This window comes from Citricoccus parietis, assembly GCF_042433045.1.
Classification (GTDB): domain Bacteria; phylum Actinomycetota; class Actinomycetes; order Actinomycetales; family Micrococcaceae; genus Citricoccus; species Citricoccus parietis.
In genome coordinates this window covers 133,892-158,433 of sequence record NZ_JBHLWH010000005.1, presented here as the reverse complement: position 1 = coordinate 158,433, position 24,542 = coordinate 133,892, and the positions used below count along the sequence as shown (strand labels likewise).

At 69.3% G+C, this 24,542-nt stretch carries 20 protein-coding genes, 1 tRNA gene and 1 pseudogene; 12 read left to right on the top strand and 10 right to left on the bottom strand.

Annotation, left to right across the window (positions count from 1 at the left end; genetic code table 11):
* Positions 1-41: 41 nt before the first annotated feature.
* The 3 genes from mptB (ACFFIO_RS01530) to ACFFIO_RS01520 are packed head-to-tail and all read left to right on the top strand — an operon-like array spanning position 42 to position 4,830.
* Entirely contained in the window at positions 42-1,736 is a 1,695-nt protein-coding gene (mptB, locus tag ACFFIO_RS01530) for a polyprenol phosphomannose-dependent alpha 1,6 mannosyltransferase MptB (RefSeq protein WP_378039917.1), read from the top strand.
* Positions 1,733-3,364, top strand: a complete 1,632-nt coding sequence (mptB, locus tag ACFFIO_RS01525; protein WP_378039916.1) for a polyprenol phosphomannose-dependent alpha 1,6 mannosyltransferase MptB — start codon at positions 1,733-1,735, stop codon at positions 3,362-3,364. The genes mptB (ACFFIO_RS01530) and mptB (ACFFIO_RS01525) overlap by 4 nt, the downstream gene beginning before the upstream one ends.
* Entirely contained in the window at positions 3,361-4,830 is a 1,470-nt protein-coding gene (locus tag ACFFIO_RS01520; protein ID WP_378039914.1) for a glycosyltransferase family 87 protein, read from the top strand. The genes mptB (ACFFIO_RS01525) and ACFFIO_RS01520 overlap by 4 nt, the downstream gene beginning before the upstream one ends.
* Before the next feature lie 23 nt (positions 4,831-4,853).
* On the opposite strand, the gene ACFFIO_RS01515 is transcribed toward ACFFIO_RS01520, so the two are convergent.
* Complete coding sequence (locus tag ACFFIO_RS01515) at positions 4,854-6,170, bottom strand: PucR family transcriptional regulator (RefSeq protein WP_378039913.1); 1,317 nt, start codon at positions 6,168-6,170, stop codon at positions 4,854-4,856.
* A gap of 59 nt (positions 6,171-6,229) precedes the next feature.
* On the opposite strand from ACFFIO_RS01515, the gene ACFFIO_RS01510 reads away from it, so the two are divergent.
* Together ACFFIO_RS01510 and ACFFIO_RS01505 are read left to right on the top strand one after the other, a co-directional pair.
* On the top strand, positions 6,230-7,300 hold the full coding sequence (locus ACFFIO_RS01510) for a ferredoxin reductase (RefSeq protein WP_378039912.1): 1,071 nt from the start codon (positions 6,230-6,232) through the stop codon (positions 7,298-7,300).
* A gap of 246 nt (positions 7,301-7,546) precedes the next feature.
* Complete coding sequence (locus ACFFIO_RS01505) at positions 7,547-8,647, top strand: fatty acid desaturase family protein (protein WP_378040001.1); 1,101 nt, start codon at positions 7,547-7,549, stop codon at positions 8,645-8,647.
* Positions 8,648-8,679: 32 nt separating this feature from the next.
* On the opposite strand, the gene ACFFIO_RS01500 is transcribed toward ACFFIO_RS01505, so the two are convergent.
* The gene (locus ACFFIO_RS01500; protein ID WP_378040000.1) at positions 8,680-10,182 is read right to left on the bottom strand and encodes a DUF2079 domain-containing protein; all 1,503 of its coding nucleotides are present in this window, start codon (positions 10,180-10,182) and stop codon (positions 8,680-8,682) included.
* 296 nt (positions 10,183-10,478) lie between these two features.
* On the bottom strand, positions 10,479-12,266 hold the full coding sequence (locus tag ACFFIO_RS01495; RefSeq protein WP_378039911.1) for an L-aspartate oxidase: 1,788 nt from the start codon (positions 12,264-12,266) through the stop codon (positions 10,479-10,481).
* A 77-nt stretch (positions 12,267-12,343) separates the two neighbouring features.
* On the opposite strand from ACFFIO_RS01495, the gene ACFFIO_RS01490 reads away from it, so the two are divergent.
* Positions 12,344-13,282, top strand: coding sequence for a LysR family transcriptional regulator (locus ACFFIO_RS01490; RefSeq protein WP_378039999.1), 939 nt, complete (start codon positions 12,344-12,346; stop codon positions 13,280-13,282).
* Between the two features lie 8 nt (positions 13,283-13,290).
* On the opposite strand, the gene ACFFIO_RS01485 is transcribed toward ACFFIO_RS01490, so the two are convergent.
* Positions 13,291-13,363: transfer RNA gene (locus ACFFIO_RS01485), tRNA-Arg, on the bottom strand.
* A 207-nt stretch (positions 13,364-13,570) separates the two neighbouring features.
* On the opposite strand from ACFFIO_RS01485, the gene ssb reads away from it, so the two are divergent.
* The gene (gene ssb, locus ACFFIO_RS01480; RefSeq protein ID WP_378039910.1) at positions 13,571-14,137 is read left to right on the top strand and encodes a single-stranded DNA-binding protein; all 567 of its coding nucleotides are present in this window, start codon (positions 13,571-13,573) and stop codon (positions 14,135-14,137) included.
* 68 nt (positions 14,138-14,205) lie between these two features.
* Positions 14,206-15,888: an energy-dependent translational throttle protein EttA gene (gene ettA / locus ACFFIO_RS01475; protein ID WP_378039908.1), complete on the top strand. Its 1,683-nt coding sequence runs from the start codon at positions 14,206-14,208 to the stop codon at positions 15,886-15,888.
* A 26-nt stretch (positions 15,889-15,914) separates the two neighbouring features.
* Here the strand turns inward: ettA and ACFFIO_RS01470 are convergent, their stop codons facing one another.
* The 4 genes from ACFFIO_RS01470 to ACFFIO_RS01455 all read right to left on the bottom strand — a co-directional run bounded on the left by ACFFIO_RS01470 (position 15,915) and on the right by ACFFIO_RS01455 (position 20,222).
* The gene (locus ACFFIO_RS01470; RefSeq protein ID WP_378039907.1) at positions 15,915-16,958 is read right to left on the bottom strand and encodes a glutathione synthetase; all 1,044 of its coding nucleotides are present in this window, start codon (positions 16,956-16,958) and stop codon (positions 15,915-15,917) included.
* Positions 16,959-17,049: 91 nt separating this feature from the next.
* Positions 17,050-18,321 (bottom strand): peptidase MATCAP family protein, encoded by a 1,272-nt coding sequence (locus tag ACFFIO_RS01465; protein WP_378039906.1) that lies wholly within the window; start codon positions 18,319-18,321, stop codon positions 17,050-17,052.
* Complete coding sequence (locus ACFFIO_RS01460) at positions 18,318-19,163, bottom strand: N-formylglutamate amidohydrolase (protein ID WP_378039904.1); 846 nt, start codon at positions 19,161-19,163, stop codon at positions 18,318-18,320. Before ACFFIO_RS01460 ends, ACFFIO_RS01465 begins: the two co-directional genes overlap by 4 nt.
* Before the next feature lie 78 nt (positions 19,164-19,241).
* The gene (locus tag ACFFIO_RS01455; RefSeq protein ID WP_378039903.1) at positions 19,242-20,222 is read right to left on the bottom strand and encodes an acyl-CoA thioesterase; all 981 of its coding nucleotides are present in this window, start codon (positions 20,220-20,222) and stop codon (positions 19,242-19,244) included.
* Between the two features lie 190 nt (positions 20,223-20,412).
* On the opposite strand from ACFFIO_RS01455, the gene ACFFIO_RS01450 reads away from it, so the two are divergent.
* Positions 20,413-21,147: a DUF8185 domain-containing protein gene (locus tag ACFFIO_RS01450; RefSeq protein ID WP_378039902.1), complete on the top strand. Its 735-nt coding sequence runs from the start codon at positions 20,413-20,415 to the stop codon at positions 21,145-21,147.
* Here ACFFIO_RS01450 and ACFFIO_RS01445 read toward each other — a convergent pair.
* Positions 21,144-21,623, bottom strand: a complete 480-nt coding sequence (locus ACFFIO_RS01445; protein WP_378039998.1) for a globin — start codon at positions 21,621-21,623, stop codon at positions 21,144-21,146. The genes ACFFIO_RS01450 and ACFFIO_RS01445 overlap by 4 nt on opposite strands.
* Positions 21,624-21,848: 225 nt before the next feature.
* Positions 21,849-22,142 (bottom strand): annotated as a pseudogene (locus ACFFIO_RS01440) (OsmC family protein); the annotation flags it as partial.
* 234 nt (positions 22,143-22,376) lie between these two features.
* Here ACFFIO_RS01440 and ACFFIO_RS01435 point away from each other — a divergent pair.
* Genes ACFFIO_RS01435 through moaA form a run of 3 tightly spaced genes read left to right on the top strand, consistent with a single transcriptional unit; the run spans position 22,377 to position 24,527 of the window.
* Positions 22,377-22,865 (top strand): MogA/MoaB family molybdenum cofactor biosynthesis protein, encoded by a 489-nt coding sequence (locus ACFFIO_RS01435; protein ID WP_378039901.1) that lies wholly within the window; start codon positions 22,377-22,379, stop codon positions 22,863-22,865.
* The gene (locus ACFFIO_RS01430; protein WP_378039900.1) at positions 22,852-23,358 is read left to right on the top strand and encodes a molybdenum cofactor biosynthesis protein MoaE; all 507 of its coding nucleotides are present in this window, start codon (positions 22,852-22,854) and stop codon (positions 23,356-23,358) included. Before ACFFIO_RS01435 ends, ACFFIO_RS01430 begins: the two co-directional genes overlap by 14 nt.
* Positions 23,355-24,527, top strand: coding sequence for a GTP 3',8-cyclase MoaA (moaA, locus tag ACFFIO_RS01425; protein ID WP_378039899.1), 1,173 nt, complete (start codon positions 23,355-23,357; stop codon positions 24,525-24,527). The genes ACFFIO_RS01430 and moaA overlap by 4 nt, the downstream gene beginning before the upstream one ends.
* Positions 24,528-24,542: the final 15 nt, after the last annotated feature.

The following is a 24,542-nucleotide window of genomic DNA, read 5'->3' as shown; positions in this document are numbered from 1 at the left end:
CTTGAGACGGCCCGTCAAGCCACGGAAGGAATCCGCCTGCGATGAATGTGTCCGGCACCCGGACGGAACGTTCTTCCGCTTCCTGGACGGCCTCGGTGTGGGTCCCGGCCGTCCTCGGCTTCGTCGGCTCGGTGGCCGTGATGGCCGGATCCCTGTCCGTCGGCTGGCTGGCCTCTGTGTCACCGATCAACCGCTGGGGTTGGCTGATCCCGTGGCGCACCACTGAATCCGGGGTCATCACCGGCACCGTGGTGCTCACCATCGGCTGCTGGCTCATGTTCTGGGGCTGGCTCCGCCTGGGCCAGGTCCTGCGGCCCTTCGGCCCCGGCGCGCTGCGGATCGTCACGCTCACGACGACGGCGTGGATCCTGCCGCTGTTGGCCTGCCTGCCGATCTTCTCCCGGGACATCTTCGCCTACATCGGCCAGGGTCGGCTGATGATCGCCGGCCGCGATCCCTACGAGGACGGCATCTCCACGCTCTCCAACTGGTTCCAGCTGGGCGCGGACACCACCTGGGCGCAGACCGAGACGCCCTACGGGCCGGTGTTCCTGTGGATCGAGCAACTGGTCATGGCCGTGGCCGGGCCGGACGACCCGGACCTGGCCATCTTCCTGTTCCGCCTCGTCGCCGTGGCCGGCGTGGTGCTCATCATGGTCTACGTCCCCAAGCTGGCCACCCTGCTGGGCACGAATGCGGCCCGGGCCCAGTGGATCACCGTGGCCAACCCGTTGTTCCTCATCAGCTTCGTGGCCTCCGGTCACAACGATGCCCTGATGGTCGGTCTGGCGATCGCCGGCGTCTGGTACGCGGCGACCAACCGGGGGCTGCTCGGTGTCCTGCTGGTCACCGCCTCGCTCGGCATCAAGCCGATCACCATGGTGCTGCTGCCCTTCATCGGCCTGCTCTGGGCCGGCCGGGGAGCCAGCTGGGCCCGGCGCTTCGGCTACTGGTTCCTGACGGCCGGCATCGCCGGAGCGATCATGGTGGTGGTCGGGTTGCTCAACGAGTTCGGCTTCGGGTGGCTGACGGTCATGCTCGGCACCGGCACCGGCTCCGTGCCCTGGTCCCCGGTCGGGATCCTCGCCGAGGGCACCAAGGTGATCCTCGGCTCGCTCGGGTTCGAGGACGACTGGGTGCTCGACGCGTTCAAGACCGCCGGCCGGCTCTTGTCCATCCTCATCGTCATCTGGCTCATGTTCCGCGGCCGGCACGAGCACCTCATGCAGCGGCTGACGTGGGCCTTCACCGCGCTGGTGGTGCTGACGCCGATCATCCAGCCCTGGTACCTGCTGTGGCTCCTCCCGTTCTTCGCCGTGCTGGGGATCCGCAGTGACTGGCAGCTGAAATGGGTCGTGTTCACGGTGGCCTTCTTCGTGGCCTTCGGTGCCGCCGACCAGCTGTTCGTGTGGCAGTTCCTCGGCATCGGCGAGCAGCTGGCCCACCTGGCCACATTCCTGTCCTGGGCCTGCATGCTGTGGATCCTGCTGTTGGACCCCTGGACGAGTTCCATCCTGAAGGAGGAGTGGCACGTGCGGGCCGCCCTGCGCCGGACGGTGGACCGGATGAGGGGCCGCGACGCCGCCGTCGACTCCGACGACTCCGACGCCTCTGACGGGATGACGCCCGCAACGGGGCCCGGCTCCCAGGCCGGTGTCGCCTCCACCGGTAGACCTGACCGGGCGGCGGGCCGGACGGGGGACAAACGGGCAGGCCAGGGGACGACTCCCTCGTGAGCGTCTCCGAACCCACGGGCGCCCCCTCCGGAGCCCTGGCCGGACTACGACGCCGGCTCGGCGACTTCCCGCTGACCCATCGTCTGGTGGGCGGTCCGGACGAGGAGACGGCCCCGAGCCTGTGGCAGGGTCTCATCGGATCACTCCTGATCATGATCGGTTCCTGGGGCGTCGGCTGGCTCGCCATGACGCCGACCTCGGTCTTCGCCCGGACCACCGTGCTCAACCCGCTCCGCGTGGAACCGGTGGGCGTGGTGGTCTGTGCCATCCTCCTGGTTCTGGGGTCCCTGCTGCTGGTGCGGGCGTGGCTACGGCTGGGCCAACGCCTGGAGGGCCGCTGGGCAACGGCCGGGCCGGTGGTGGTCCGGGCGACCTGGCTGTGGGCCGCGCCGCTCATGGTGGCCTTCCCCGTGTTCTCGCGGGACGTCTACTCCTACCTCGGCCAGGGGCGGCTCCTGCATGCCGGACTGAACCCCTACGAGGACTGGATCTCCGAGCTGCCCGGTTGGTTCATGCAGGGCGCCGACTCCATCTGGGCCGAATCGCCCTCGCCCTATGGCCCCTTGTTCCTGCTGATCTCCCGGGCCGTCTGGTTCCTGACCGGTGGGAGTCCTGAGCCGGCCCTGCTGCTGTTCCGCCTCGTCTCGGTGGCCGGGCTGGCGCTGTGCCTGTGGGCGGTGCCGCGACTGGCCCGGCGGTTCGGCACCGAACCCGGGTGGTCGGTGTGGATCTCTGTGGCCAATCCGCTGTTCGCGCTCTACATGATCGCCGGCATCCACAACGACTCGCTGATGATGGGTCTCCTGCTGGCCGGATTCGTGCTCTTGACCCCGGGAGCCTCGCGCGGCCGCGGCCTCGCCGGGCTCATGCTCGTGTCCCTCTCGATCGCCATCAAACCGTTGACGGTCCTCGCGCTGCCCTTCGCCGGGTTGCTGCTGCTCCGGGGCGCTCCGGGGTCTCCGCGCTGGGGGACGCGGGCGAAGGTCTGGACCTGGTGCCTGCTGGTGGCAGCGGCGGTGCTGACGGGCATGGGGGCCCTCACCGGCCTCTGGTTCGGGTGGATCCCGGCCATGCTGACCTCGGGCGATGCCGCCTTCCCCTACGCGCCCTTCGGGATCCTCGGTCTGGGGGCCGGCTGGGCCGTGGATGCGGTGGCCGGCACGGGGGTCCGCCCGGTGGCCGACCTCGTCTACACGCTGGGCACGGTGGCGGCGATCGGCTTCACCGCCTGGCTGGCCCTCACGCGCCGGCCCGTCCACCCCGTGCTGGCCACCGGCCTGGCCCTGCTGGCCGCCGTCCTGCTCGCCCCGATCATCCAACCCTGGTACCTGCTGTGGGTGCTGCCGATGTTCGCCGTCGTCCGGCGCTGGCGCGGGTGGCCCGTGTGGACGCTGTACCTGTTGGTCATGGTGCTTGTGGTGGTCGGCGTGGTGGACCAGCTGTCCGTGGCGCAGTGGATCTCCCTGTTCTGGGTGCGGATCACCGCTGCGGTCGTCGGACTCGCCTATATGGTGTTCATTGTCTTTCTCGATCCCAAGACGTCCACGCTGTTCCCCTTCACCGCACGGTGGAGGTCACGAGGACGCCCGGAAGCCACCACTCACCAGACCAATCAGGAGACCTTGTGAACCAGACCGGACCAGCGAAGGCCGCACCCAGGGCGGGCTCTCGCGCAGGCTCCCGTGCCGGCGGCCCGGACCGCCGGCTGCTGCTGGTGCTCGTGGGAGCGACCCTGCTGGCGGCCGTGGTGGCGGTGCTGTCCAAGCAGTGGTGCCGTCTCAACGGCTGGGACGCCCCGGGGGTGCACATCCACATGTGCTATTCGGATTTCGGACAGCTCTTCCCCACGCGTGGCCTGGCCGAGGGATACTTCCCGTTCTTCACGCCGTTGCCCGAGGACCAGTGGATGGAGTACCCGGCGCTGCTGGCCGTCGTCGCCGGGGTGACCTCGTGGTTCGTACCCCAGGACGGGACGCTGCTGGAGCGGACAGTCACCTACTTCGACATCAATGCGGTCGGTGCCCTGCTCTGCTGGCTGATCGTCGTGGTGGCGACCGCCTACACCGCACGCGGCCGGTCCAAGGACGCACTGATGGTGGCGGTGGCGCCGGGTATCATCCTGACCTCCTTCCTGAACTGGGACCTGTGGGCCGTCATGCTGGCTGCCCTCGGCCTGCTGCTCTGGTCCCGAAGCCATCCGGTCCTCGCCGGTGTGGTGCTCGGCCTCGGAGCGGCCATGAAGCTGTACCCGCTGTTCTTCTTCGGCGCGATCCTGGTCCTGTGTTGGCGTGCCGGGAAGCTGGGTGTCTTCTTCAAGTCCCTGGCCGCCGGCGCGGTGGCCTGGCTGGCCGTCAACGTGCCCTTCATGCTGACCGCCTTCGACCAGTGGAGTCGGTTCTACACCTTCTCGGGGGACCGTGAGGTGTCCTTCTCCTCGATGTGGCTGGCCTTCACGTGGACCGGCTGGTCCGGCGAGACGTTCTCGCTGATCTCGAATGGACTCTTCGCCCTGTGCTGTCTGGGGATCGCCTACCTGGGGCTCTCGTCCCGGCACCGGCCCCGGATGGCCCAGCTGTGCCTGCTGATCGTCGCGGCCTTCATCCTGCTGGGGAAGGTGTACTCACCGCAGTTCGTGATGTGGCTGATGCCGCTGGTCGTGCTGGCCCGCCCGAACTGGAGGCAGTTCTGGATCTGGCAGGCGGTGGAGGTCTACCACTGGGGCGGCGTGTGGATGGAGTCCGCCCGCATCACCTCGGAGGGTGCCTTCGGTGGGGGAGCGCTGTGGATTCCGCTCTGGTACGGGTCCGGGATCGTGCTGCACATGGCCGCCGTGATCTGGATCTGCGTCTCCGTCATCCGGGACATCCTCGACCCCGACCGTGACCCGGTCCGCCACTCCGCAGCGGCTGGCGCGGCGCGGGACGTTGCTCCCGCTGTCACCGCGGCGCCAGGTGCCACCACCGACGCCCCGGCCATCGACGCCACTCCTTCGGTCTCCCTGCCGCCTCCTGATCCCTCAGCGGGAATCCTGGCGGAGGAGCCGGATCGATTCCTGCTGCCTCCAGCGGGACGAGGCCGCGTCCTGACCGGCTGACCCCAGTCTCCGCCTTCCTCGCTCTACTCGACCGGTCCGGCCTCCGCCATCCTGCGGGCGCGCAGCACGAGTTCCAGTTCGAACCGGACCGCCGGTCGATCCAGCTCGCCGCCGAACAACTCCCGCAACTGGGCCACCCGGTACCCCACCGTCTGCGGATGGATGCCCAGTTCATGGGCCACGGGATTGCGCTGGCCCCAGTGCACCAGCCAGGACAGCAGGGTCTCCTCCAGAGTCGCGCGCTTCGTGCCGCTGAGCCCGTCCAAAGGTGCCAGGCGCCGCGCGGCCAGGTCCGCCATCACCTGGGTCTCCGCTCCGAGGACGATCTGTGCCAGGTGGTCCGAGGCGAAGACAGGGTCTCCGTCCCCCGGGGACTCGGTCTGCAGCGGTGGCAATTGAGCGGCGACGAGCCGTGCCACGCGGTAGGAGTGCGCCACCCCGTCCCACTCCACGGCGGGGCCAAGAACGGCGGAGGTGCCGGCGAAGACCTCCCGCAACCGGGGGCGCAGGCGATCGGACTGGGGCGCGGCCACGATCGCCGTGGCCTCGGACTCGCGCTCCACCACGATCCCCGAGGTGCCCAGCCGGGTGCGGACCCCGGACGCCGCGGCCAGGGGCAACACCACCGCCGCCATGCGCTGCGGCAGGTGCCAGTCGGCTCCCGAGGCCAGCCGCCGCACCTCATGGATCTCGACGCCGCCACCCACGAGCGCCGCCACGAGGTCGGCACGCCGCAGCTCGAGGGCGCCCGCGTGGGCCGATTGCTCCACCGCGTAGGCCTGGACGCTCACGGCGGACAGCTCGTCGATGTACGCCAGGATCGTCTCCCCGAGGTCCACCACCACGTCCATCGCCATGCCCTGCTCGGCACACGCCTCGGACAGGCCGCGGAACGTGATCCGGGCACTGGTGCGATAGGCCGCCAGCAGGGCGTCCATGCTGCGACCCTGGCGGTACTCGCCGGCCCCGAGCGCCGCCACCAGTTCGCGCGACTCCTCGTTCAGGGCAGGATTGGCCGTGCCCGGCAGGGACAGCAATTGCTCCAGGGCGCCCTGCACACCGAGGAAGAGCACCTCACTGAACCGCTCGGTCTTGGTGATCTGATAGGCGGGGATCTGGTTCGGCACCGTCTGGATGATCTGCTCGACGACGGCGGGCACGGCGGGTGCCAGCAGTTCCGCCAGTTCCGGCGGCAGCGACAACCACGGTGGCCGGGAGGCGTCCCCGGCCTCGGCGGTCCCTCGGGAACGCTGTGCCTCCGGGGTCTCCCGCACCTGTGGTGGCGGGGGACCGCCGGCCAGGGGATGCGACGGGAGACTATCTTCTGACGATAGATTCATGGCTGCAATCGTATCTGTTCGGTGCAGAAATTAGTTGACGGGGCGCATAATGTGGACATATGGCTCGTCGTCCCCTTGTATCGGTACTCTCGTTGTTCTCCTCTGTCCTGGCGACGCCCCGTTCGCCTCGCGATTTCCTGGCGCTGTTGGACCCGGTGCACTCCCCCCGGCAACTCCGCGGCATCGTCACCCACGTCTCCCGCCCGGTTCCCGGCACGGCCACCATCTCGTTCCGCACCGGCCCCGGCTGGAAGTCCCATGAGGCCGGCCAATGGGCCCGCATCGGCGTGGACGTCAACGGGGTGCGCCAGTGGCGGTCCTACTCCCTCTCCGCCGCTGCGGGGGAGGATCCGGAGATCACCGTCACGGACATCGGTAAGGTCTCCGGCGCCCTGGTCCGCAACACCGAGCCCGGAGACGTCCTGTTCCTGGACCGCCCGGAAGGTGACTTCACCCTTCCCGAGCACCCTCGGCCCCTGTTGATGCTCACCGCCGGATCCGGTATCACCCCCGTGATGTCCATGGTCCGGACCCTGGTGCCGCGTCGCCCTGACGCGGACGTGGTCCTCATCCACTCCACCCGCACGTCCGAGTCCTCCCCGTTCCGCGAGGAACTGGACGAGCTGGCCCAGCAGTTCCCCGGGCTGCGGGTCCACCACCACACCACGGCGGACGAGGGCCGGCTCGACCTGACCGGCCCCCACGCCGTGGACACCCTCTGCCCCGACTGGCGTGACCGTGCGGCCTACGCCTGCGGTCCCACGGGCTTCCTCGACGACGCAGAGGACCTCTGGAAGCGCGAAACCGGTTCCGGTGCGGCCGGGCTCAAGATCGAGCGCTTCCAGGCCGACCTGGCCGGCGGCGTCGCCGGCGCGGGCGGCCTGGCCGTCTTCGAGAACTCCGACCTCGAGGCCGAGGCTGCCGGGGACATCCCCTTGTTGGAGGTCGCCGAGGACGCCGGCGTGGCAGCCCCCAGCGGTTGCCGCATGGGGATCTGCCATGCCTGCCTGATCCCGTTGCGTTCCGGCCAGGTCACGGACCTGCGCACCGGCGAGGTGCACGGAGATCCCGGTGAACTCATCCAGACCTGCGTCAGTGCGGCCGCCGGCCCCGTCAGCCTCGCGTTGTAGCGCACGGCAGGACGCTGTAGGGCCTGACGATCCTCGATCCCGCCACACACCACCCCAGACCATCCGACGCCCATCTCTAGGAGCATCGTGTTCAAGACCAACACCCACGCCAAGACCATCAGCGAACCGGACACGGTCAGCTGGGCCCCGGGCCGGGGCAAGGGCCCCGACGGTCCGCCGGAGCCGCGCACCGAGGCGCCCGGCCGGCGTCGTGCACCGGGAAGCGGAACGCCGCGACCGGGATCCCTGGCGTCCGACGGCAGCCCGACTGTTCGCCCACCGGCCGCAGCCCATCTTTCCGACGACCAGGTGGCCGAGCTCGGCCGCGAGCTCGACGCCGTCCGGGACGCGGTCCTGGCCGAGCGCGGAGCAACGGACGCTGCCTACATCCGCAAGGTCATCCGCTGGCAGCGTGCCCTGGAGTTCGGCGGACGGGCCTGTCTGATGGGCGCCAACAACAAGCTGGCCTGGGTGGCGGGAACCTCCATGCTGACAGTCGCGAAGATCATCGAGAACATGGAGATCGGGCACAACGTCCTGCACGGCCAGTGGGACTGGATGCGGGACCCGGACATCCACTCGACCACGTGGGAGTGGGATTTCGTGACCCCGTCCAAGTCCTGGCAGAACACCCACAACGACATGCACCACCGGTGGACGAACGTGATCGGCAAGGACCGGGACGTCGGCTACAACGTGCTGCGTGTGGACCGTGACCAGCCCTGGGAGCCGAAGCACATCCTCAACCCGGTCATCAACGCCGGCCTGGCGCCCGTCTTCGAATGGGGCATCGCGCTCTACGACCTGGAGCTGGACCGGGTCAAGACCGGCGAGAAGTCCAAGGCCGAACTCGTGCGGGACCTGAAGACCGTGGGGGCGAAAGCGGCCAAGCAGTTCGCCAAGGACTACGCGGCCACCCCGGTGGCGGCGCAGGTCCTCACCGGCTCCGGCCTCGCGGCCCTGCTGGCGACCGGCACCGCCAACGGACTGCGCAACATCTGGGCCCACGCCGTGATATTCTGCGGCCACTTCCCGGAGGGGGCGGAGACGTTCACCGAGGAGATGGTCGAGGGGGAGACCCGGGGTGACTGGTACGTCCGCCAGATGATCGGCTCGGCCAACATCTCCGGCTCCAAGGCCATGCACTTCATGACCGGCAACCTCTCCCACCAGGTGGAGCACCACCTGTTCCCGGACCTGCCGTCCAACCGCTACGCCGAGGTGGCCGTGCAGGTCCGCGAGATCTGCGAGCGCTACGGGCTGCCCTACAACATCGGGCCCCTGCACAAGCAGGTCGGTTCCACCTGGGGCAAGATCTTCCGCCTGGCGCTGCCGAACAAGGGCTGACGCCAATCATCTGAGGCTTCCGCGGGCCGGGATCAGGGGACGTAGGTGGCGCAGACCGGGTCCACCGGCCGGTCGCGGTGCAGCACCCAGATGCCGTGGTCGTCCTCCGTGACGACCTCGTAGCCCAGCCGCTCCGCGCGGTCCAGGGCCTCATCCGGGGTCAGCGGATCCCAGCCGCCGAGCTCCTCCACGGTGGTGTCGACGATCATCCACGTGGCCAGCTCGTCGCCCATGTCCCCGTGCAGGCCCACATAGGTCCGGTCCACGAGGTGGGGCACGGCGTTGTCCGCGGCCTCGACGCAGACGTCGTCCGGGATGGACTCCACGGCCCGGTCCAGGGCGTGGGCCCACTCCGTCATCTGCCAGTTGTCGCCGGTGACCGTGCGGTGGAACGGGAAGACCTGCGGGAAGACCGCGGTGCCCAGCACGCCGCAGCCGAGCAGGACCGAGACGAACACGAGGGGCAGCCGCCCCTGCTGCGAGACGCCCGCGGCGCGCGGGCCGGTGGTGGCTGTGGAACCGGTGCTCCGGCGTCGTGCCGGGTCTGATAAATCACCGGACGGCTGACGGCGTGCCTCACGCCAGGCACCGATCCGGGCGAGCGCCTCGAGCGCGGCCAGCAGGAAGACCGGGGCCAGGATCGCGTCGTACTGGTAGACCGGGCTCCACACGTTCAGCCGGTCGTTGAACAGGCGGGAGACCAGGATCGGCGCGCCGATCAGGGTGTAGGGGGACAGGAACGGCAGCAGCCACAGCGCCACGAAGTGCAGCAGCCACAGACCGATCTTCAGCGGGTGGTCGAACAGGACCGCCACGGCGTCGAAGGGCTGGGACAGGATGAACGCGATCGAGGACCCCATGTCCGGGCCCAGCGCCGTGAAATTCCAGTAGCCGAACTCCCCCTCGGGGGAGAAGCGTGGGATCACCACGGAGGTGGCGAAGACGTAGCCGGCCACCCCCAGCACGGCGGTCACGACGGCGGGCAGCCAGGCCCGCTTGATTGCCAGCACCATCGCGATGGCCAGCAGTGTGATGCCCATGTCCTCGCGGACCGTCAGGAGCAACACCGACAGGAGGGTGGCCAGCCAGTACCGGCGGCCGTCGATGGCCCAGATGATCCAGGCGGCGATCGGCACGCCGAAGGAGACCTCGTGGAAGTCCCAGTTCACCATCGCCTGGAACGGCCACCACAGCAGCAGGGCGGCGGCGGCGATGAGTGAGGTGGCGTGGCGGAAGCGGCGGCGCGCGAAGAGGTAGACCGGGATGGCGGTGGAGACCAGCAGAGCGGTCATCGCGATGCCCAGCATGCGTGGGTCGTCCCAGATCCAGTACAGGGGTGCGGCCAGCGCGATGATCGGGTGGAAATGATCGCCGAGGATGTTGAAGTCCACGCCCTTGATGGGCACGATCGGCTCCCGGAACAGCGCGTACTGGCGCACGGCCTGATCAAAGATCCCGAGGTCGTACCCCTTGGCCTCGAAATTCCGGAAGCGCAGGAACGAGTGGACCAGGTAGAGGACCGCGGCCACGGCCATGACGGCGCCCAGCTGCCACCAGTGGCGGCCGGTGGTGCGCGGCCCCACGGTCACCGCGCCGTCGCGGCGGTCCGGTTGGCGGCCGATCACCCAGCGGGGTGCCCGCCCCTCGGTGCGGTCCTGCGAGGGTGCCGGGGCTTCGCCGGAACCGGAGTCGTCAAGGGCGGGATTCTGCTGCACGGGCCACCTGGGGGATCGGAATCGGGACATCCCCTCCATCGTAATGACCCCGGGTGGGCCGGCGGCGCCACAGTCCTCCGGCCGGCGCCGCGCCGCCGGCCGGAATCGTGCCGTGGCTACTCGACCAGCTTGCCGTCCTGGGAGACCTCACGGATCAGTGCGGCGATCTCCTCCGGCACCGGCGGGATCTCCTCGCGCGTGATCCCGGCGGTGGGTGACCAGACGAGGTTGACCTGCAGCTCGGGATCAGTGTCCGGGAAGTCACTGCGGTTGTGGCAGCCGCGCGTCTCGCGGCGTTCACGGGCGGCCTCCAGCGTGGCTCGGGCGGCCAGGGCAGAGGCCTTGAGGTCGAAGGCGTGGGCCAGGTCCTGATAGCCGGCGATGTCCGGGTGGATGCCGACGTCCTGCAGGCGCGCCTCGATCGAGTCCAGCTCGGCCAGTCCGGCCGAGAGCCCTGCCTCACTGCGGACGACGCCGGCGTGCTCGGTCATCGTGTTGCGGATGGCCCGCTGCAGGGCACGGACGTTCTCCTGCCCGTCCGCGTCCAGCAACTCCTCGATCTCGGCGCGGGCCGCGGCCACGGCCTCGGGAGAGCGACGCTGCGCGTCGAGACCGGCGGAATGCTCGACGGCGGCCTGGCCGACGATGCGTCCGAACACCAGTAACTCGATCAGGGAGTTCCCGCCCAGCCGGTTGGCACCGTGGAGTCCGGAGGAGGCCTCGCCGATGGCATAGAGGCCCTCGACGTCCGTGCTGTGGTCCTCGGGCCGGACCCAGACCCCGCCCATGGAGTAGTGCGCGGTCGGGGCAATCTCGATGGGATCGGTGGTGATGTCCAGCATCTGCAGTTCGAGCAGCGTCTGGTAGACGCGCGGCAGACGCGTCATGATCGTCTCCCGCGGGAGGTGGGAGACGTCCAGCCACACGCCCCCGTTCGCCGTGCCGCGGCCCTCATGGATCTCGGTGTAGGCGGCCAGGGCCACCCGGTCACGCGTGGAGAGCTCCATCCGTTCCGGATCGTAGGCGGCCATGAAGCGCTCGCCGCGGCCGTTGCGCAGGATCCCGCCCTCGCCGCGGGCGGCCTCGGAGACCAGCGTGCCGGCGGCGTTCTCGGGCTCGATGATGCCGGAAGGGTGGAACTGCACGAGCTCGGGGTCGCGGAGCCGGGCCCCGGCCTCCACCGCCAGGCGGAACGAGTCCCCGGTGTTCTCGTCGCGGCGGGAGGAGGTGCGCCGCCAGATCCGGTTGTGCCCGCCGGCGGCGAGGATGACCGAGTCGGCGTGGATGAGGTAGCGCGTGCCGTCCTGGACGTCGAAGCCATACGCGCCGAAGACCACGTTGTCCCTGACCAGCAACCGGGTGATGTAGACGGTGTCCAGGATGGGAACCTCGAGCTGCTCCGCCCGGTTCACCAGGGTCCGCTGGATCTCCAGTCCCGTGTAGTCCCCGGCGAAGGCGGTGCGCCGGTAGGTGTGGGCGCCGAAGAACCGCTGCGAGATGCGCCCGTCCTCCTCGCGGGCAAAGGCCATGCCGTAGCGGTCCAGATCGGCGATACCCTGCGCGGCGCCGCGGGCGACGATCTCCGCCGTGTGGGGATTGGCGAGGTGGTAGCTCTCCTTGATGGTGTCCGCGGCGTGCTGCTGCCAGCTGTCCTCCGCGTCCATGGTGCCCAGGGCCGCGTTGATGCCGCCGGCGGCCAGCGAGGTGTGGGCGTCCTGCCGCGGGCGTTTTCCCACGGCCAGGACGTCCACGCCCTGTTCGGCCACCTCGATGGCCGCGCGCAGGCCGGATCCGCCGGTGCCGATGACGAGGACGGTGGTGGAGATCTGGTGTTCGGCCACGGCTGTGGGGCGTCCGGTGGGACGTGCCGTCGGGGGCGCTGTGAGACGTGCTGTGGAAGTCATGGACCCACCGTAGAGAGAACACCCTTCATTACTCCAATGAATAATAAGAGTGGAAACGATACGCTTTCGCTATGACCATGAACCTGGAACAGTTGCGGGGTTTCGTGGAGGTGGCCCGGGTGGGGCACTTCACCCGCGCCGCCGAGTCCCTGCATCTGACCCAGCCCTCGCTGAGCCGGCAGATCGCCACCCTGGAGCACGACCTGGGGTCCGAGTTGTTCCACCGGGCACGGGGCCACATCACCCTGACGGCTGCGGGGGAGACCCTGCTGCCCCTGGCACGCCGGATGCTGGCCGATGCGGAGACGGTGCGCCGGGAGATGGCGGAACTGGCCGGCCTCCAGCGCGGCCGGGTCCGGCTCGGGGCCACTCCGACGCTGTGCGTGAGCATCGTGGCCGATGCCGTGGCAGCCTTCCACGCAGCCCACCCGGGGATCGAGCTGCACCTGACGGAGCGGGGCTCGCGCGGGCTGATCGACGAGCTGTCCTCCGGGGCCCTTGACCTGGCCGTCGTCATCACCTCGGACGCGCATCCGGCGACCGCACCGAGCCTCACCCGCAGCCGGCTGTTGACGGAGGAGCTGGTGGTCGTGGGCGGCGGGGACGCACCGTTCGGAGGGCGCACCTCGGTCACACTGGAGGACCTGGCCGGCATGCCGCAGATCGTCTTCCCGTCCAGCTATGACCTACGCGGCACCCTGGACGAGGCCTTCCGTGCCGCCGGGCTCATGCCGACGGTGGTGCTGGAGGGCGCCGAGATGGATGCCGTGCTGCGATTCGTCGAACTGGGGATGGGGGTGGCGCTGGTGCCGGCCATGGTGTTGGGGGACCGCCGCGGCCTGCGCTCCGTCCGGCTGACGGAGCCCCGGCTCAGCCGGACCATCAGCCTCGCCCGGCGCCAGGACGTGCAGCCCACGCGTGCCGCGGCGGCCATGCACCGGATGATCCTGCGGACGGCCGATGCGCTCGCCGCCGGGGATCGAGGCCTGGGCGGCCTGGTCTCCCGCGCCGGCTGACGGCGGAGTGCCCCAGGAGGGAGTCGAACCCCCGACCAAGAGATTAGAAGGCTCCTGCTCTATCCACTGAGCTACTGGGGCTGGGCCCCGTCATTCTAGCGGGATGGCCCTCCTCCACAGGAAACCGTCCCCGGTGGGTTGTCCACGGATCAACGGCGCCACCCTGTCGCCGCAGTGCCGGTGCGGCTGTGCTGGAAGGGCAGGAAGTTCTCTTCCTGCCGCCGTCGGACACCATGGCCGACGGCGGCCCCTCGCCGGCCGCGGGCCGGCTCACCGAAAGGCACCAGCATGAGTCAGCACATCACCGTCCGCGGCTTCGTGGCCACCGATCCGACCATCCGCAACGCCCAGGCCGGGTTCCCCGTCGGCAATTTCCGGCTGGCCGCCACAGACCGGCGTTTCGACCGCGAGCAGAATGCGTGGGTGGACGGCAACACGAACTGGTTCACCGTCAATCTTTTCCGCAGCCTCGCCCAGAACGCCTTCACGTCCCTGCAGAAGGGCCAGCCCGTGGTGGTCACCGGTCGGCTCAAGATCCGTCTCTGGGAGACGGAGGAGCGTTCCGGGACCGCCGTGGAGATCGAGGCGGACACCATCGGTCATGACCTGTCCCTGGGTACGGCGACCTTCCAGCGCTCCTCCGGGCGACCGGGCGAGGTGGCGGCCGGAGCGGCAGAGACCGGGCCGGGGCCGGGTGAGCCGGTCGGGTCAGACAGTTCCAGCGAGGAGGCCTTCGACCGGGAGACCGGCGAGCTGCTGGGCCACGAGGGCACCGGGGCCGGGGCGGCCGAAGGTGCTGAGGGCTCGGACGCCAGGGAGGACTCGGCCGACTCGCAGGCCCTGTCAGCGGCCTGAGGGCGCCCGGTGGCCGCCGGACGCAACGGATGCGGGCATTCCGGCGGCCACCCACTAGCCTTGGGCCCATGGCGGAATACATTTACAGCATGGTCAAGGCCCGCAAAAAAGTGGGCGACAAGCTGATCCTGGATGACGTGACGATGGCCTTCCTCCCGGGAGCGAAGATCGGCATGGTGGGCCCCAACGGCGCGGGCAAGTCCACGATCCTGAAGATCATGGCGGGACTGGACACGCCCTCGAACGGCGAGGCCCGGCTCTCCCCCGAATACAGCGTCGGCATCCTCATGCAGGAACCCGCGCTGAACGAGGAGAAGACCGTCCTCGGCAACGTCCAGGAGGGCGTCGGCGAGATCTACGGCAAGATCCAGCGCTACAACGAGATCTCCGAGGCGATGGCCGATCCGGATGCGGACTTCGATGCGCTGATGGAGGAGATGGGCAAGCTCCAGGAGCAGATCGATGCTGCTGACGCCTGGGACATCGATTCCCAGGTCGAGCAGGCCATGGACGCCCTGCGCTGCCCGCCAGGCGATGCCGACGTCACCAACCTCTCCGGTGGTGAGCGCCGCCGCGTGGCGCTATGCAAGCTGCTGCTGCAGAAGCCGGACCTGCTGCTGCTCGACGAGCCCACCAACCACCTGGACGCCGAATCCGTGCTGTGGCTGGAGCAGCACCTGGCCGCCTACCACGGTGCTGTGCTCGCCGTGACCCACGATCGGTACTTCCTGGACCACGTGGCCGAGTGGATCTGTGAGGTGGACCGCGGACGTCTGTACCCCTACGAGGGCAACTACTCCACCTACCTGGAGAAGAAGCGCGCCCGCATGGAGATCCAGGGCAAGAAGGACGCCAAGATGGCCAAGCGCCTGTCCGAGGAGCTCGACTGGGTGCGCTCCAACACCAAGGGGCGTCAGGCCAAGTCCAAGGCCCGCCTCTCCCGCTACGAGGAGATGGCGTCGGAGGCCGAGAAGACCCGCAAGCTGGACATGGAAGAGCTGCAGATCCCGCCGGGCCCGCGGTTGGGCAACCAGGTCATCGAGGCCAAGAACCTGCAGAAGGGCTTTGGCGACCGCGTCCTGATCGACGGACTGTCCTTCTCCCTGCCGCCGAACGGCATCGTCGGCATCATCGGCCCCAACGGCGTCGGTAAGACCACCCTCTTCAAGACCATCGTCGGCTATGAGTCCCTCGACGGCGGAGAGCTGAAGATCGGCGACTCGGTCAAGATCTCCTACGTGGACCAGTCCCGCGGCGGGATCGACCCGGAGAAGTCGCTGTGGGAGGTCGTCTCGGACGGTCTGGACTACATCAAGGTCGGCCAGGTCGAGATGCCGTCCCGCGCCTACGTCTCGGCGTTCGGCTTCAAGGGCCCGGACCAGCAGAAGAAGGCCGGGGTGCTCTCCGGTGGTGAGCGCAACCGCCTGAACCTGGCGCTGACGCTCAAGGAGGGAGGCAACCTGCTCCTCCTGGATGAGCCCACCAACGACCTCGACGTGGAGACCCTGACCTCCCTGGAGAACGCATTGCTCGAGTTTCCGGGCTGCGCCGTGGTCATCTCCCACGATCGGTGGTTCCTGGACCGGGTGGCCACCCACATGCTGGCCTACGAAGGCACTGACGAGAACCCGGCGAACTGGTACTGGTACGAGGGCAACTTCGACTCCTACGAGGCCAACAAGGTAGAGCGGCTGGGCGCGGATGCCGCCCGTCCGCACCGCGTGACCCACCGCAAGCTCACCCGGGACTGACCGACTGACCACCTCAGGCGCCCGGTTCAGATGGTCGCGAGCCGGGCGTTCTGCAGCGTGTCCCCATAGTGCTTCCGCACGTCCATCTTGCGCTCTAGGTCGGCGATGATCGCGACGGCGAAGTCCTCCCCATAGAGGCTCTGGCAGGAGCCCAGGCCGCCCGGGGAGAACACGTTGATCTCCATGAGCTTGTCGCCCACGATGTCCAGGCCGACCAGGAACATCCCGTCGGACACCAGCTTGGGCCGGACGACCTCCACGAGGCGCAGCATCTCGTCGGTGAGGTCAACCGGTTCGGCGTTTCCGCCGGCCGACATGTTCGACCGGACATCGTTGGACGTGTTCCGGCGGCGGAATGCGGCGGCCTTGCCGTTGACCGTCAAGGGCCGGCCGTTCAGGAGGAAGAGGCGCACGTCGCCGTTCTCGGCCTCCGGCAGGTACTCCTGAGCCACGATGTAGCCGTCCCGGCCGATGGCCCCGATGATCTGCGAGAGGTTGGGCGACTCCCTGCGGTTCACCAGGAACACCCCCGACCCGCCTGACCCCTGTAACGGCTTGAGCACGGCCTTGCCGCCCATGTCATCGATGAAGTCCGAGATCATGGATTCGTCTCGGGAGATCAGCGTGCGAGGACGTACTGCCTCGGGGAAGTGCTGGAAGTAGGCCTTGGACAGCGCGTTGGCCAAGGTGTGGGGGTCGTTGGCCACCAGCACCCCGGAGTCGGTGATCAGCTGGCCGAAGGCGACGGCGGCGGTGGGCGCCCAAGGCCGGTCCACGGCGTCGTCGGCTGGGTCATTGCGCAGTAGGACCACATCGAAATCGTTCACGGCGACCTGCCGCTCGGTCGCTGGTCGCTGGATATCCTGGAGGTAACGCTCCAGGGAACGGTAATTCTTGTCCGCCCCACCGCGGGCCAGTACGGACAGGGTGCCGTCGGGTTCATAGGCGAAGTCGCCCGTCCCGGTCATGAGGACTTCATGGCCGGCCCGCGTGGCGGCCAGGGCCAGTCGGTTGGTCGTGTAGTGGGGCTTCTCCGTGGCGACGTCGTTGACAACGAATCCGATTTTCATACGTGCTCCGATCATTCGGGGGCCGGTTGGCGTGGTGCCGGGGTGGAGACGGCCGGCGTGGAGTGACGAGCGCCGAGTCAGCGGGATGTGCTCAGGCGTTGACAAACTCCGTGGGGTCGTCCAATGCGGCAGCCCGGCCGAGTCTGGCCGTGGCGTCCTGGTCGTCCAACCACCGAGGCTGGAGCACCGCTGGCTCCAGGACCCCTCGCTCCTGGAGGTCGTCGATGAGCGGCAGGTCCTCCAGTGAGAACTTGCCCAACAGCAGCAGGTCGAGGCTGCCTCCCCGGCTCAGGTGCCCCAAGAGATCGAGCATGCCACGCAAGTAGATGGCGTCCTTGGTCAACCCTCCGGCACGGAACGCACGCATGGTGGTGGTGAAGGCGGACGAGGCAGGGACGCCGTCCGCCACCAGCGCCGCGTGCGCTTCGGCAAAGGTGGCCCCGGTGACCATGCGGTGCACGGTCAGTACCCGGGAGGCCAGCTGCCGCAGCCGGAAAGCCGTGAGCCCGCCGCAGGCAACCTCCGCCAGCACGGCCAGGCCCTCCTGCGTCTCGTCATAGCGGGCCAGCCCGGTGCCGAGGATCTTGATGGGCTGGGCGGAGCCGTTGAAATGGGTGACCAGATGGGTCCCGACTTCGTGCTGGAGCAGCGCGTGCGCGCGGGTCTTCCGGACCTTGGATTCGGGTCCGAGGAGCAGCGAATTGCCCGATACCATCACCCCGGACACGTCGTCGCGGATCTCGGCGTGCATCTCGATGTCCGGGTCCTGCTTGCGGTAGTGGTCTATTTCCGCCCGGGCGAGGTCGAGGAATTCCTTCGCCCCGAGGCTACCGGCCGACGTCGATTCCGTGGCCGTGACCGTTTCGAGGATCAACTCGGCCGAGCGCCGCAGGTCCGGGAGGATGGCCCCGTAGAGTTCGATACTCAGCGGCATGAAGTCCTCGGTGTCACGGGCTGCCAGCATGTCGAGCTGCAGGGACATCTCCTTGTGCTTGTTGCGCAGTAGGGTGCCCAGCACCGTATCGTCCACCAAGTGGATCGGTACGTCCTCCAGCACCCGCTTGAGCACCTCGGGGTCGTCCACCACGTCGCGGTAGACGAACTCGGGCAACTCGCCGGTGGCGAGGAATTCGGTGCGTGCCTGCTCCACGTTCATCGGCGTGATGTCCAGCAGGAACCGAATGGAGCCGGACAGCAACGCCAACTCATGGTCGATCGCCCGGTCCCGGGTTGAGAGCCCGACGACGGCCCGCGGGTCGTCGATTCGTGTGCGGTCCTTCCGCTTGACCCCGGTGCGCTTGCCTTCGACCGGTATGCGCCCGGTCTCCTTGTGTTCGGAGCTGGTGGGCTTCTTGGCACTCATGGTGTCGGCACCTCGACCTCCCTCAGTGCGGCGGTGACGGCCGGGACGGTGCGTGCCAAGGCGTCCGCCAGTTGCGCCAAGTGCTCCTCGTCGACCTCCCCGGTCCACTCGTCCATGAAGGTCTTCTTGAACTCCAGGGCCAGGACGCAGGCGGTGTCCGGGAACAGCCGGTGGGCCCAGCGACCTTCGTTCTGGCCCCAGAACCGGACGTTCTCGCGAACATCGAGCCGGCGTCCCGTGGCCGGGATCACCTCGGTGGACATCGACTCGGTGAAGGCGTCCACCACCGGGCTCCAGGGTTCGCGGTCCAGGGATCCGGTCCCGACGTTCACGTCGGGGTTCCCATCCTGGGGTGCCGGGCCGGCGTCGGGACCGTCCCGACGGTGGTTGTAGCTGTGCAGGTCATAGACCACGAAGGGTCCCCGGGCGGCCATCGGGGCGATGCGGTGCGCCAGCTCCTCGTACCAGGCGTCGTGTACCCGCCGGCTCCGTTCGGCCACGTCGTCCGGGAGCTGACCGTCCCGCCAGACGTCGAGGCCCCAGGAGTCTTCCGGATCTAGGTACACGGCGGTGTCGCGTGCTCGGTTGAGGTCGGTTTCGAACCGGGAACGGTGCATGACCATGCCCGAGTCCAGTCCCGAGCCGATCCGGTCCGAATGCGGGTCTTCCTCGCGGTAGCGGGTGGCTTCGTCCAGCACCATCAGGTCCCGGACCTCAGGGCGCAGGTCATGGCCCGCGTGGACCGCCGTGAAGATGATCTGACCGTCCCAGGGGCCGACCACCGTCAGGAGATCGGGGTTCCCGGAACCGTGCGCGGTCGTCAGGGTGTCGTCGTCGTCCATGACTTCAACGTAGACCACCAGCCCTGAAGGTCGGCCAGTTTCCACCGACTGCTTTGCCGGCCGCTGACCGCCGGCCAGCTACCGACGTGGCCGGCCGGCGCCCTTCAGGAACAGGCTCTGGACCGAGTTCTTGACCCGGTACTGCAGGTCGCCGGGCACCCGGATCATCCCCTCCTGGGCCACGGAGGCCACCAGCCCACCGTCACGCGAGTAGATCCGTCCGTTGCTGAGCCCGCGGGCGCCCTGTGCCGAGGGGCTGGACTGGACGTACAGCAACCACTCATCCGCCCGCGCCGGCCGGTGCCACCACATGGCATGGTCCAGGGACGCGACCGAGATCCCGGGCCGAACCCAGGAGACGCCGTGCCGGCGCAGGATCGGCTCGAGCAGGGTGTAGTCCGAGGCATAGGCCAGGGCCGCCCGGTGCAGGTTCGCATTGCCCTCCATGGCGGAGAACGTCTTCATCCACACCATGTTGGTGGCCACCTCCCTCCGGTCCGGGGCGATCTCGATGGGTGGATCCACGTGCCGGATATCGAAGGGCCGGGCCCAGGACCACTCCTGCGCGGTCGGGTGACGCATGCGGCCGAGCCGGTCCGAGGTGGACGGCAGGGATTCCGGATCGGGCACTCCCGTGGGCATGGGGGACTGGTGCTCCAGGCCGGACACGGGATTCTGAAAGGAGCTGATCAGGGACAGGATGGTCTGGCCCTCCTGCTTCGCCTGGACGCGGCGCGCGGAGAAGGACCGACCGTCACGCAGGGTCTCGACGGCGAAGGTGATGGGCAGCAGGGCGTTGCCGGGGCGGAGGAAGTACCCGTGCATCGAGTGGATGGCACGCTCCCCGTCCACGGTGGCGATGGCGGCCATCAGGGCCTGGGCCATGACCTGCCCGCCGAACACACGGCCGCGGGCCTGCGGTGGGGTCTCACCGGTGAAGAGGAGCTCACCGGTGGCCGCGTCCTCTCCGGCCGGAGTCAGATCCAGGACGCTGCGGAGCACATCGGTCGGATCCTCCGGGAAGTCGTTGCGCCCCTTGTGGACCTTGCCAGTACTCATGAATGCCCCTTCGCTGTCTCCGAGCCATCTGGCCGTTGTGGCCCGTCCGACGGCGTCGGTACCGGCCGGTAACCGTCCCGGAAGTCTACTCCGCCGGCGTGGTGTTGCCGCCTTGGCCTGCCGCGCTGACCTGCCCGGGGGACCGTCCGGGTGATCTGTCCCGGGGGCCGACGATGGGACAATGGATCCCATGTCCTCCTCACCCGTCGATCCGTTCCGTCCCGACTCCACCTCCCCCCGGGATCCGGCCGGCCCGGAACTGCACCTGGAGGATCTGGAGGCGGCCAAGGACCTCGAACGGTACGCGACGCGGGCCAAGACCATGGCGGATACGGGGCTGCGTCTCCAGGTGGCCGGCAACGTGCTCGCCTCCTGGGTCTCCGTGCTCCACCCCCGCGGACTGGGGGATCGGGTTCCGGTGGCCCTCGGCCTGCGGACAGTCCGGTTGGTGGAGGGCCGGCATGACGGGATAGATGCGGTCTATGCCCTGTCCTCCGTCCTGGAGCGGCTGGCCCGCATGGCCGCCACGGGATCCACGGCCTTCACGCTTCCCCCGGCGCCCGAGAGCGCCCCGTGGACGGCCGTGACCCCACCCCGGGGCGGATGGACGCCGGTGGCCACGGTGGAGGATGGCGAACTCCAGCAGATCGCCCGGGACGGGATCCGTGAGCTGGCTGACGCGCTGCCCCAGGATCCGGGGGCCTCCATGGTCGCCCAGGCTCGCGCCGCAGTCTGGGGACGGCTGTTAGGAGGCACCTCGGCGGAGGCCGGTGACGGCTTCCTGCCGGCCGGAGCGGCCTTCGCGGCCCACGGCCTGGGCTTCCTCAGCCCGCAGGGCACGACGGCGGTCCACACCTCGGGTCCCTGGGTGCGCCTCTCGAACGCGGCCGGGTACGTGCTCTGCCGTCAGCCGATGCTGCTCTAGGCGGAGTTCACCATCGAGTGGGCGGCCCGCTCCAAGTAGTCCCAGAGGGTCTCCTCCAGCAACGGTGCCAGCTCAAGGGAATCCACGGCTGCCCGCATGTGCCGCAGCCAGGTGTCCCGGGCCGCGAAGTCCACAGTGTAGGGCGCGTGCCGCATCCGCAGCCGAGGGTGGCCGCGTTGCTCGCTGTATGTCTTCGGCCCGCCCCAGTACTGCTCCAGGAACATCCGCAGCCGTTCCTCGGCCGGGCCGAGATCCTCTTCTGGGTACAGGGCCCTGAACTCGGGGTCTGCCGCGACCTGCTCGTAGAACACCCGGGCCAGCTTCACGAAGGTCTCGTGCCCGCCGACCTGCTCGTAGAAGCTCGCGTTCTCCGGTTGGGCTTCCGCATCAGCACGAGCACCAGCAGCTCCACCTCCACCGGCAGCGGCCCCAGCACCTCCACCGGCACTGGCAGCGGCGCCGGACGAGGGAGCCATCACCTGCGGCGGGCGGTGGCCGGTCGAGGCGGCGGGCCGGTCCTGCAGGCCGGTCACCTGGCTGGGGGCCTTGCCCTGGCGCGGCTTCAGCACCGCGATGGGCGCGCCCAGGCGGCTGCCGAACTCCGGCAGGTTCTGGTTCTGATGGCGGCGCACCTGCTGAGGCTTGATGGTGACGGGGAAGCTCACGGAGCGGGCGATGAAGCACTGCTCATGGGCCTTCGAATGCAGTTCGTCCGCGGTGCGGCGCTGGTCCTCGTCGGCCAGCCAGATCTCCGGGACCAGGGTCGCGGAGGTGATCCGGCCGCCGTCGTGGTCATGGGTCAGCACACACTCCGCGCGCACGGAGGCGCCGGTGACGACCACCCCGGCCTGCGTGGCGGCCTGGAGATAGGACAGCAGGTGGCACTCGGCGAGGGCGGCGAGCAGGAGCTGTTCGGGGTTCCACCGGGAGTCGCTCCCGTGGAAGGCCCGCGCCGCGGAGCCGTTGAGTTCGCCGGGGCCTTCGGCGCGGACCACGAGCTCACGGCCGTAGTCCTTGTATCCGGAGGTGCCGGAGCCCCGGTTTCCGGTCCATTCGGCATGCAGGGAGAAGGAGTGTTCCACGTCCTCTACGGTACCGCCCGCGGCGTCGCAGCCGTGTGTCGGCTCTGCCACGGTCCGCAGAGGTGGTGCTGCTGGGTGGTGCTACTAGGCGGCGCGCTGGCCGGACCGCCCTCGTCACCCTAGACTCGAGACACGCTGGGAGGTCTGATGCCACACATCCACATCTTGACCGTCTCCGACCGGGCCCATGCGGGCCAGGCTCCGGATACGGCCGGGCCGCGCGCTCTCGAGCTGGCGGCCCAGTACCTGAGCGAGTGGACGGCGGACGGGGCCATCGTGGCGGACGGGGTCGAATCCGTCCGGTCCGGAGTCCGTGCGGCACAGGGCGACGGGGCCGACGTGGTCATCACCCTGGGCGGGACCGGGGTGTCCCCGCGGGACCTGACGCCCGAGGCGATGGACGGGCTCATCGGTACGGAGTTGCCCGGCATCGCTGAGATGCTGCGCCGTGAGGGTGCCGAGCAGACCCCGACCGCCGCGCTGGGACGCGGACGCGCCGGGATCATCGGCCGGACCTTCGTCGTGAACCTCCCCGGCTCCCTGCGTGCCACGGACCAGGGCATTCCCCTGCTCGCGCCCCTGCTGACGCATCTGGTCGAGCAACTCGCTGGAGGCGGCGACCATGCCCGCCACTGAGGACGCAGCCACCGTGAGGCCAGTCTCGACAACGCTCTCCCCAGCACCCCGTTCGGCCGCACCGGTCCAGACCGGGGTGACCGAGGAGCCCCTGGACCCGGTGGCCTTGGAGTCCTCGGTCGTGACCTCCGCCTGCGGGGCGGCACTGACGTTCACCGGCATCGTCCGGAACCATGATCCGGAAGCCACCGGCACCGTGACCTCGCTGGACTATTCGGCGCATCCGGATGCGGGCGCCGTGCTGGCGGAGATCGTGGCACGCCACATCCGCGACCCGGGGGACCCGCGCGGGGAGGTGCGGGTCGCCGCGGCGCATCGGATCGGACACCTCGACGTCGGCGACCTGGCCCTGGTGGTCTCCGTGGCCTCCGCGCACCGGGCCGAGGCCTTCGAGGTGTGCCGGACCGTGGTGGAGGACATCAAGGCCGAGGTCCCGATCTGGAAGAAGCAACAGACCGCCTCCGGCGAGGCTCACTGGGTGGGACTGCCATGACCTCGGTGCCGATCACCCTGACCACCCGGACCGCGACCGGGCCGGGCGCACGCCCCGCCGGCGCCGCGGACACCGCGCCAGCACCGGCACCCGGCCCCGAGGCCAGGAGACTGCTGCCCACTCCGGCGGAGCTGGCCGGCGTCGGACCCCATGAGGGGACCGACCGGTCCCTGACGGACGGATTCGGACGCGTGCACCGGGACCTGCGCGTCTCGCTGACGGACAAGTGCTCGCTGCGCTGCACGTATTGCATGCCCGAGGACGCCGGCCCGTTCATGCCGAAGGACCAGTTGCTCTCGGCCGCCGAGATTGAACGGTTGGTGCGGATCGCGGTGGACCACGGCATCACCGGGGTGCGATTGACCGGCGGCGAACCGCTGCTGCGCCAGGACCTCGAGGACATCGTGGCCCGGCTCGCCGGAATCGAGCTGTCCGATGCGTCCGGGGGTGGGCGCCTGCCGGTGGCCATGACCACCAACGGGATCACCCTGGACCGGCGGCTGCCCGCCCTGCAGGAGGCCGGACTGTCCCGCGTGAACATCTCCATCGACACCCTCCAGCCGGAGAAGTTCCGCCAGCTGACGCGTCGTGACCGGCACGCCGATGTCCTGGCCGGGATCGCCGCCGCCCGGGACGCCGGGCTGCGCCCGCTCAAGCTCAACGCGGTCGCCATGCGCGGGGTCAACGACGACGAGCTGGCGGACCTCGTGGCCTTCGCCGTGTCCCAGGACGCGCAGATGCGGTTCATCGAGCAGATGCCCCTGGACGCCGGGCACACCTGGAAGCGGGACAACCTCGTCTCCGGCGAGGAGATCCTCGAGCGGCTCGCCGAGCGCTTCGACCTTGCCGAGGTCCCCGGCCGCGGTTCCTCCCCGGCCGCGCTCTACACGGTCGACGGCGGCCCCCACACCGTGGGCGTCATCGCCTCGGTCTCGAAGCCCTTCTGCGGAGACTGTGACCGCCTGCGCCTCACCGCTGACGGCCAGATGCGCAACTGCCTGTTCGCCCGGGAGGAGACCGATCTGAGGACCCTGCTGGCCGGCTCCGCCTCGGACGCCGACCTGGCCGCGGCCATGAAGATCTCGGTCGGGGCCAAGAAGGCCGGTCACGGCATCGACGACCCGGACTTCGTCCAACCCGGCCGCGGCATGAACGCCATCGGCGGCTGACGGCTCGCCCCACGG

Bases quoted from the DNA above. Each gene is read 5' to 3' on its own strand.
- ACFFIO_RS01465 (WP_378039906.1), bottom strand. From the start codon at position 18,321: ATGAGTGCCAAGAAGCCCACCAGCTCCGAACACAAGGAGACCGGGCGC.
- ACFFIO_RS01445 (WP_378039998.1), bottom strand. From the start codon at position 21,623: ATGGCTCCCTCGTCCGGCGCCGCTGCCAGTGCCGGTGGAGGTGCTGGG.
- ACFFIO_RS01495 (WP_378039911.1), bottom strand. From the start codon at position 12,266: ATGACTTCCACAGCACGTCTCACAGCGCCCCCGACGGCACGTCCCACC.
- ACFFIO_RS01500 (WP_378040000.1), bottom strand. From the start codon at position 10,182: ATGGCCGTGGCCGCGGTCCTCTACCTGGTCCACTCGTTCCTGCGCTTC.
- ACFFIO_RS01470 (WP_378039907.1), bottom strand. From the start codon at position 16,958: ATGAAAATCGGATTCGTTGTCAACGACGTCGCCACGGAGAAGCCCCAC.
- ACFFIO_RS01455 (WP_378039903.1), bottom strand. From the start codon at position 20,222: ATGAGTACTGGCAAGGTCCACAAGGGGCGCAACGACTTCCCGGAGGAT.
- ACFFIO_RS01430 (WP_378039900.1), top strand. From the start codon at position 22,852: ATGCCCGCCACTGAGGACGCAGCCACCGTGAGGCCAGTCTCGACAACG.
- ACFFIO_RS01510 (WP_378039912.1), top strand. From the start codon at position 6,230: ATGGCTCGTCGTCCCCTTGTATCGGTACTCTCGTTGTTCTCCTCTGTC.
- ACFFIO_RS01490 (WP_378039999.1), top strand. From the start codon at position 12,344: ATGAACCTGGAACAGTTGCGGGGTTTCGTGGAGGTGGCCCGGGTGGGG.
- ACFFIO_RS01515 (WP_378039913.1), bottom strand. From the start codon at position 6,170: ATGAATCTATCGTCAGAAGATAGTCTCCCGTCGCATCCCCTGGCCGGC.
- ssb (WP_378039910.1), top strand. From the start codon at position 13,571: ATGAGTCAGCACATCACCGTCCGCGGCTTCGTGGCCACCGATCCGACC.
- ACFFIO_RS01435 (WP_378039901.1), top strand. From the start codon at position 22,377: ATGCCACACATCCACATCTTGACCGTCTCCGACCGGGCCCATGCGGGC.
- mptB (WP_378039917.1), top strand. From the start codon at position 42: ATGAATGTGTCCGGCACCCGGACGGAACGTTCTTCCGCTTCCTGGACG.
- ACFFIO_RS01460 (WP_378039904.1), bottom strand. From the start codon at position 19,163: ATGGACGACGACGACACCCTGACGACCGCGCACGGTTCCGGGAACCCC.
- moaA (WP_378039899.1), top strand. From the start codon at position 23,355: ATGACCTCGGTGCCGATCACCCTGACCACCCGGACCGCGACCGGGCCG.
- ACFFIO_RS01450 (WP_378039902.1), top strand. From the start codon at position 20,413: ATGTCCTCCTCACCCGTCGATCCGTTCCGTCCCGACTCCACCTCCCCC.
- ettA (WP_378039908.1), top strand. From the start codon at position 14,206: ATGGCGGAATACATTTACAGCATGGTCAAGGCCCGCAAAAAAGTGGGC.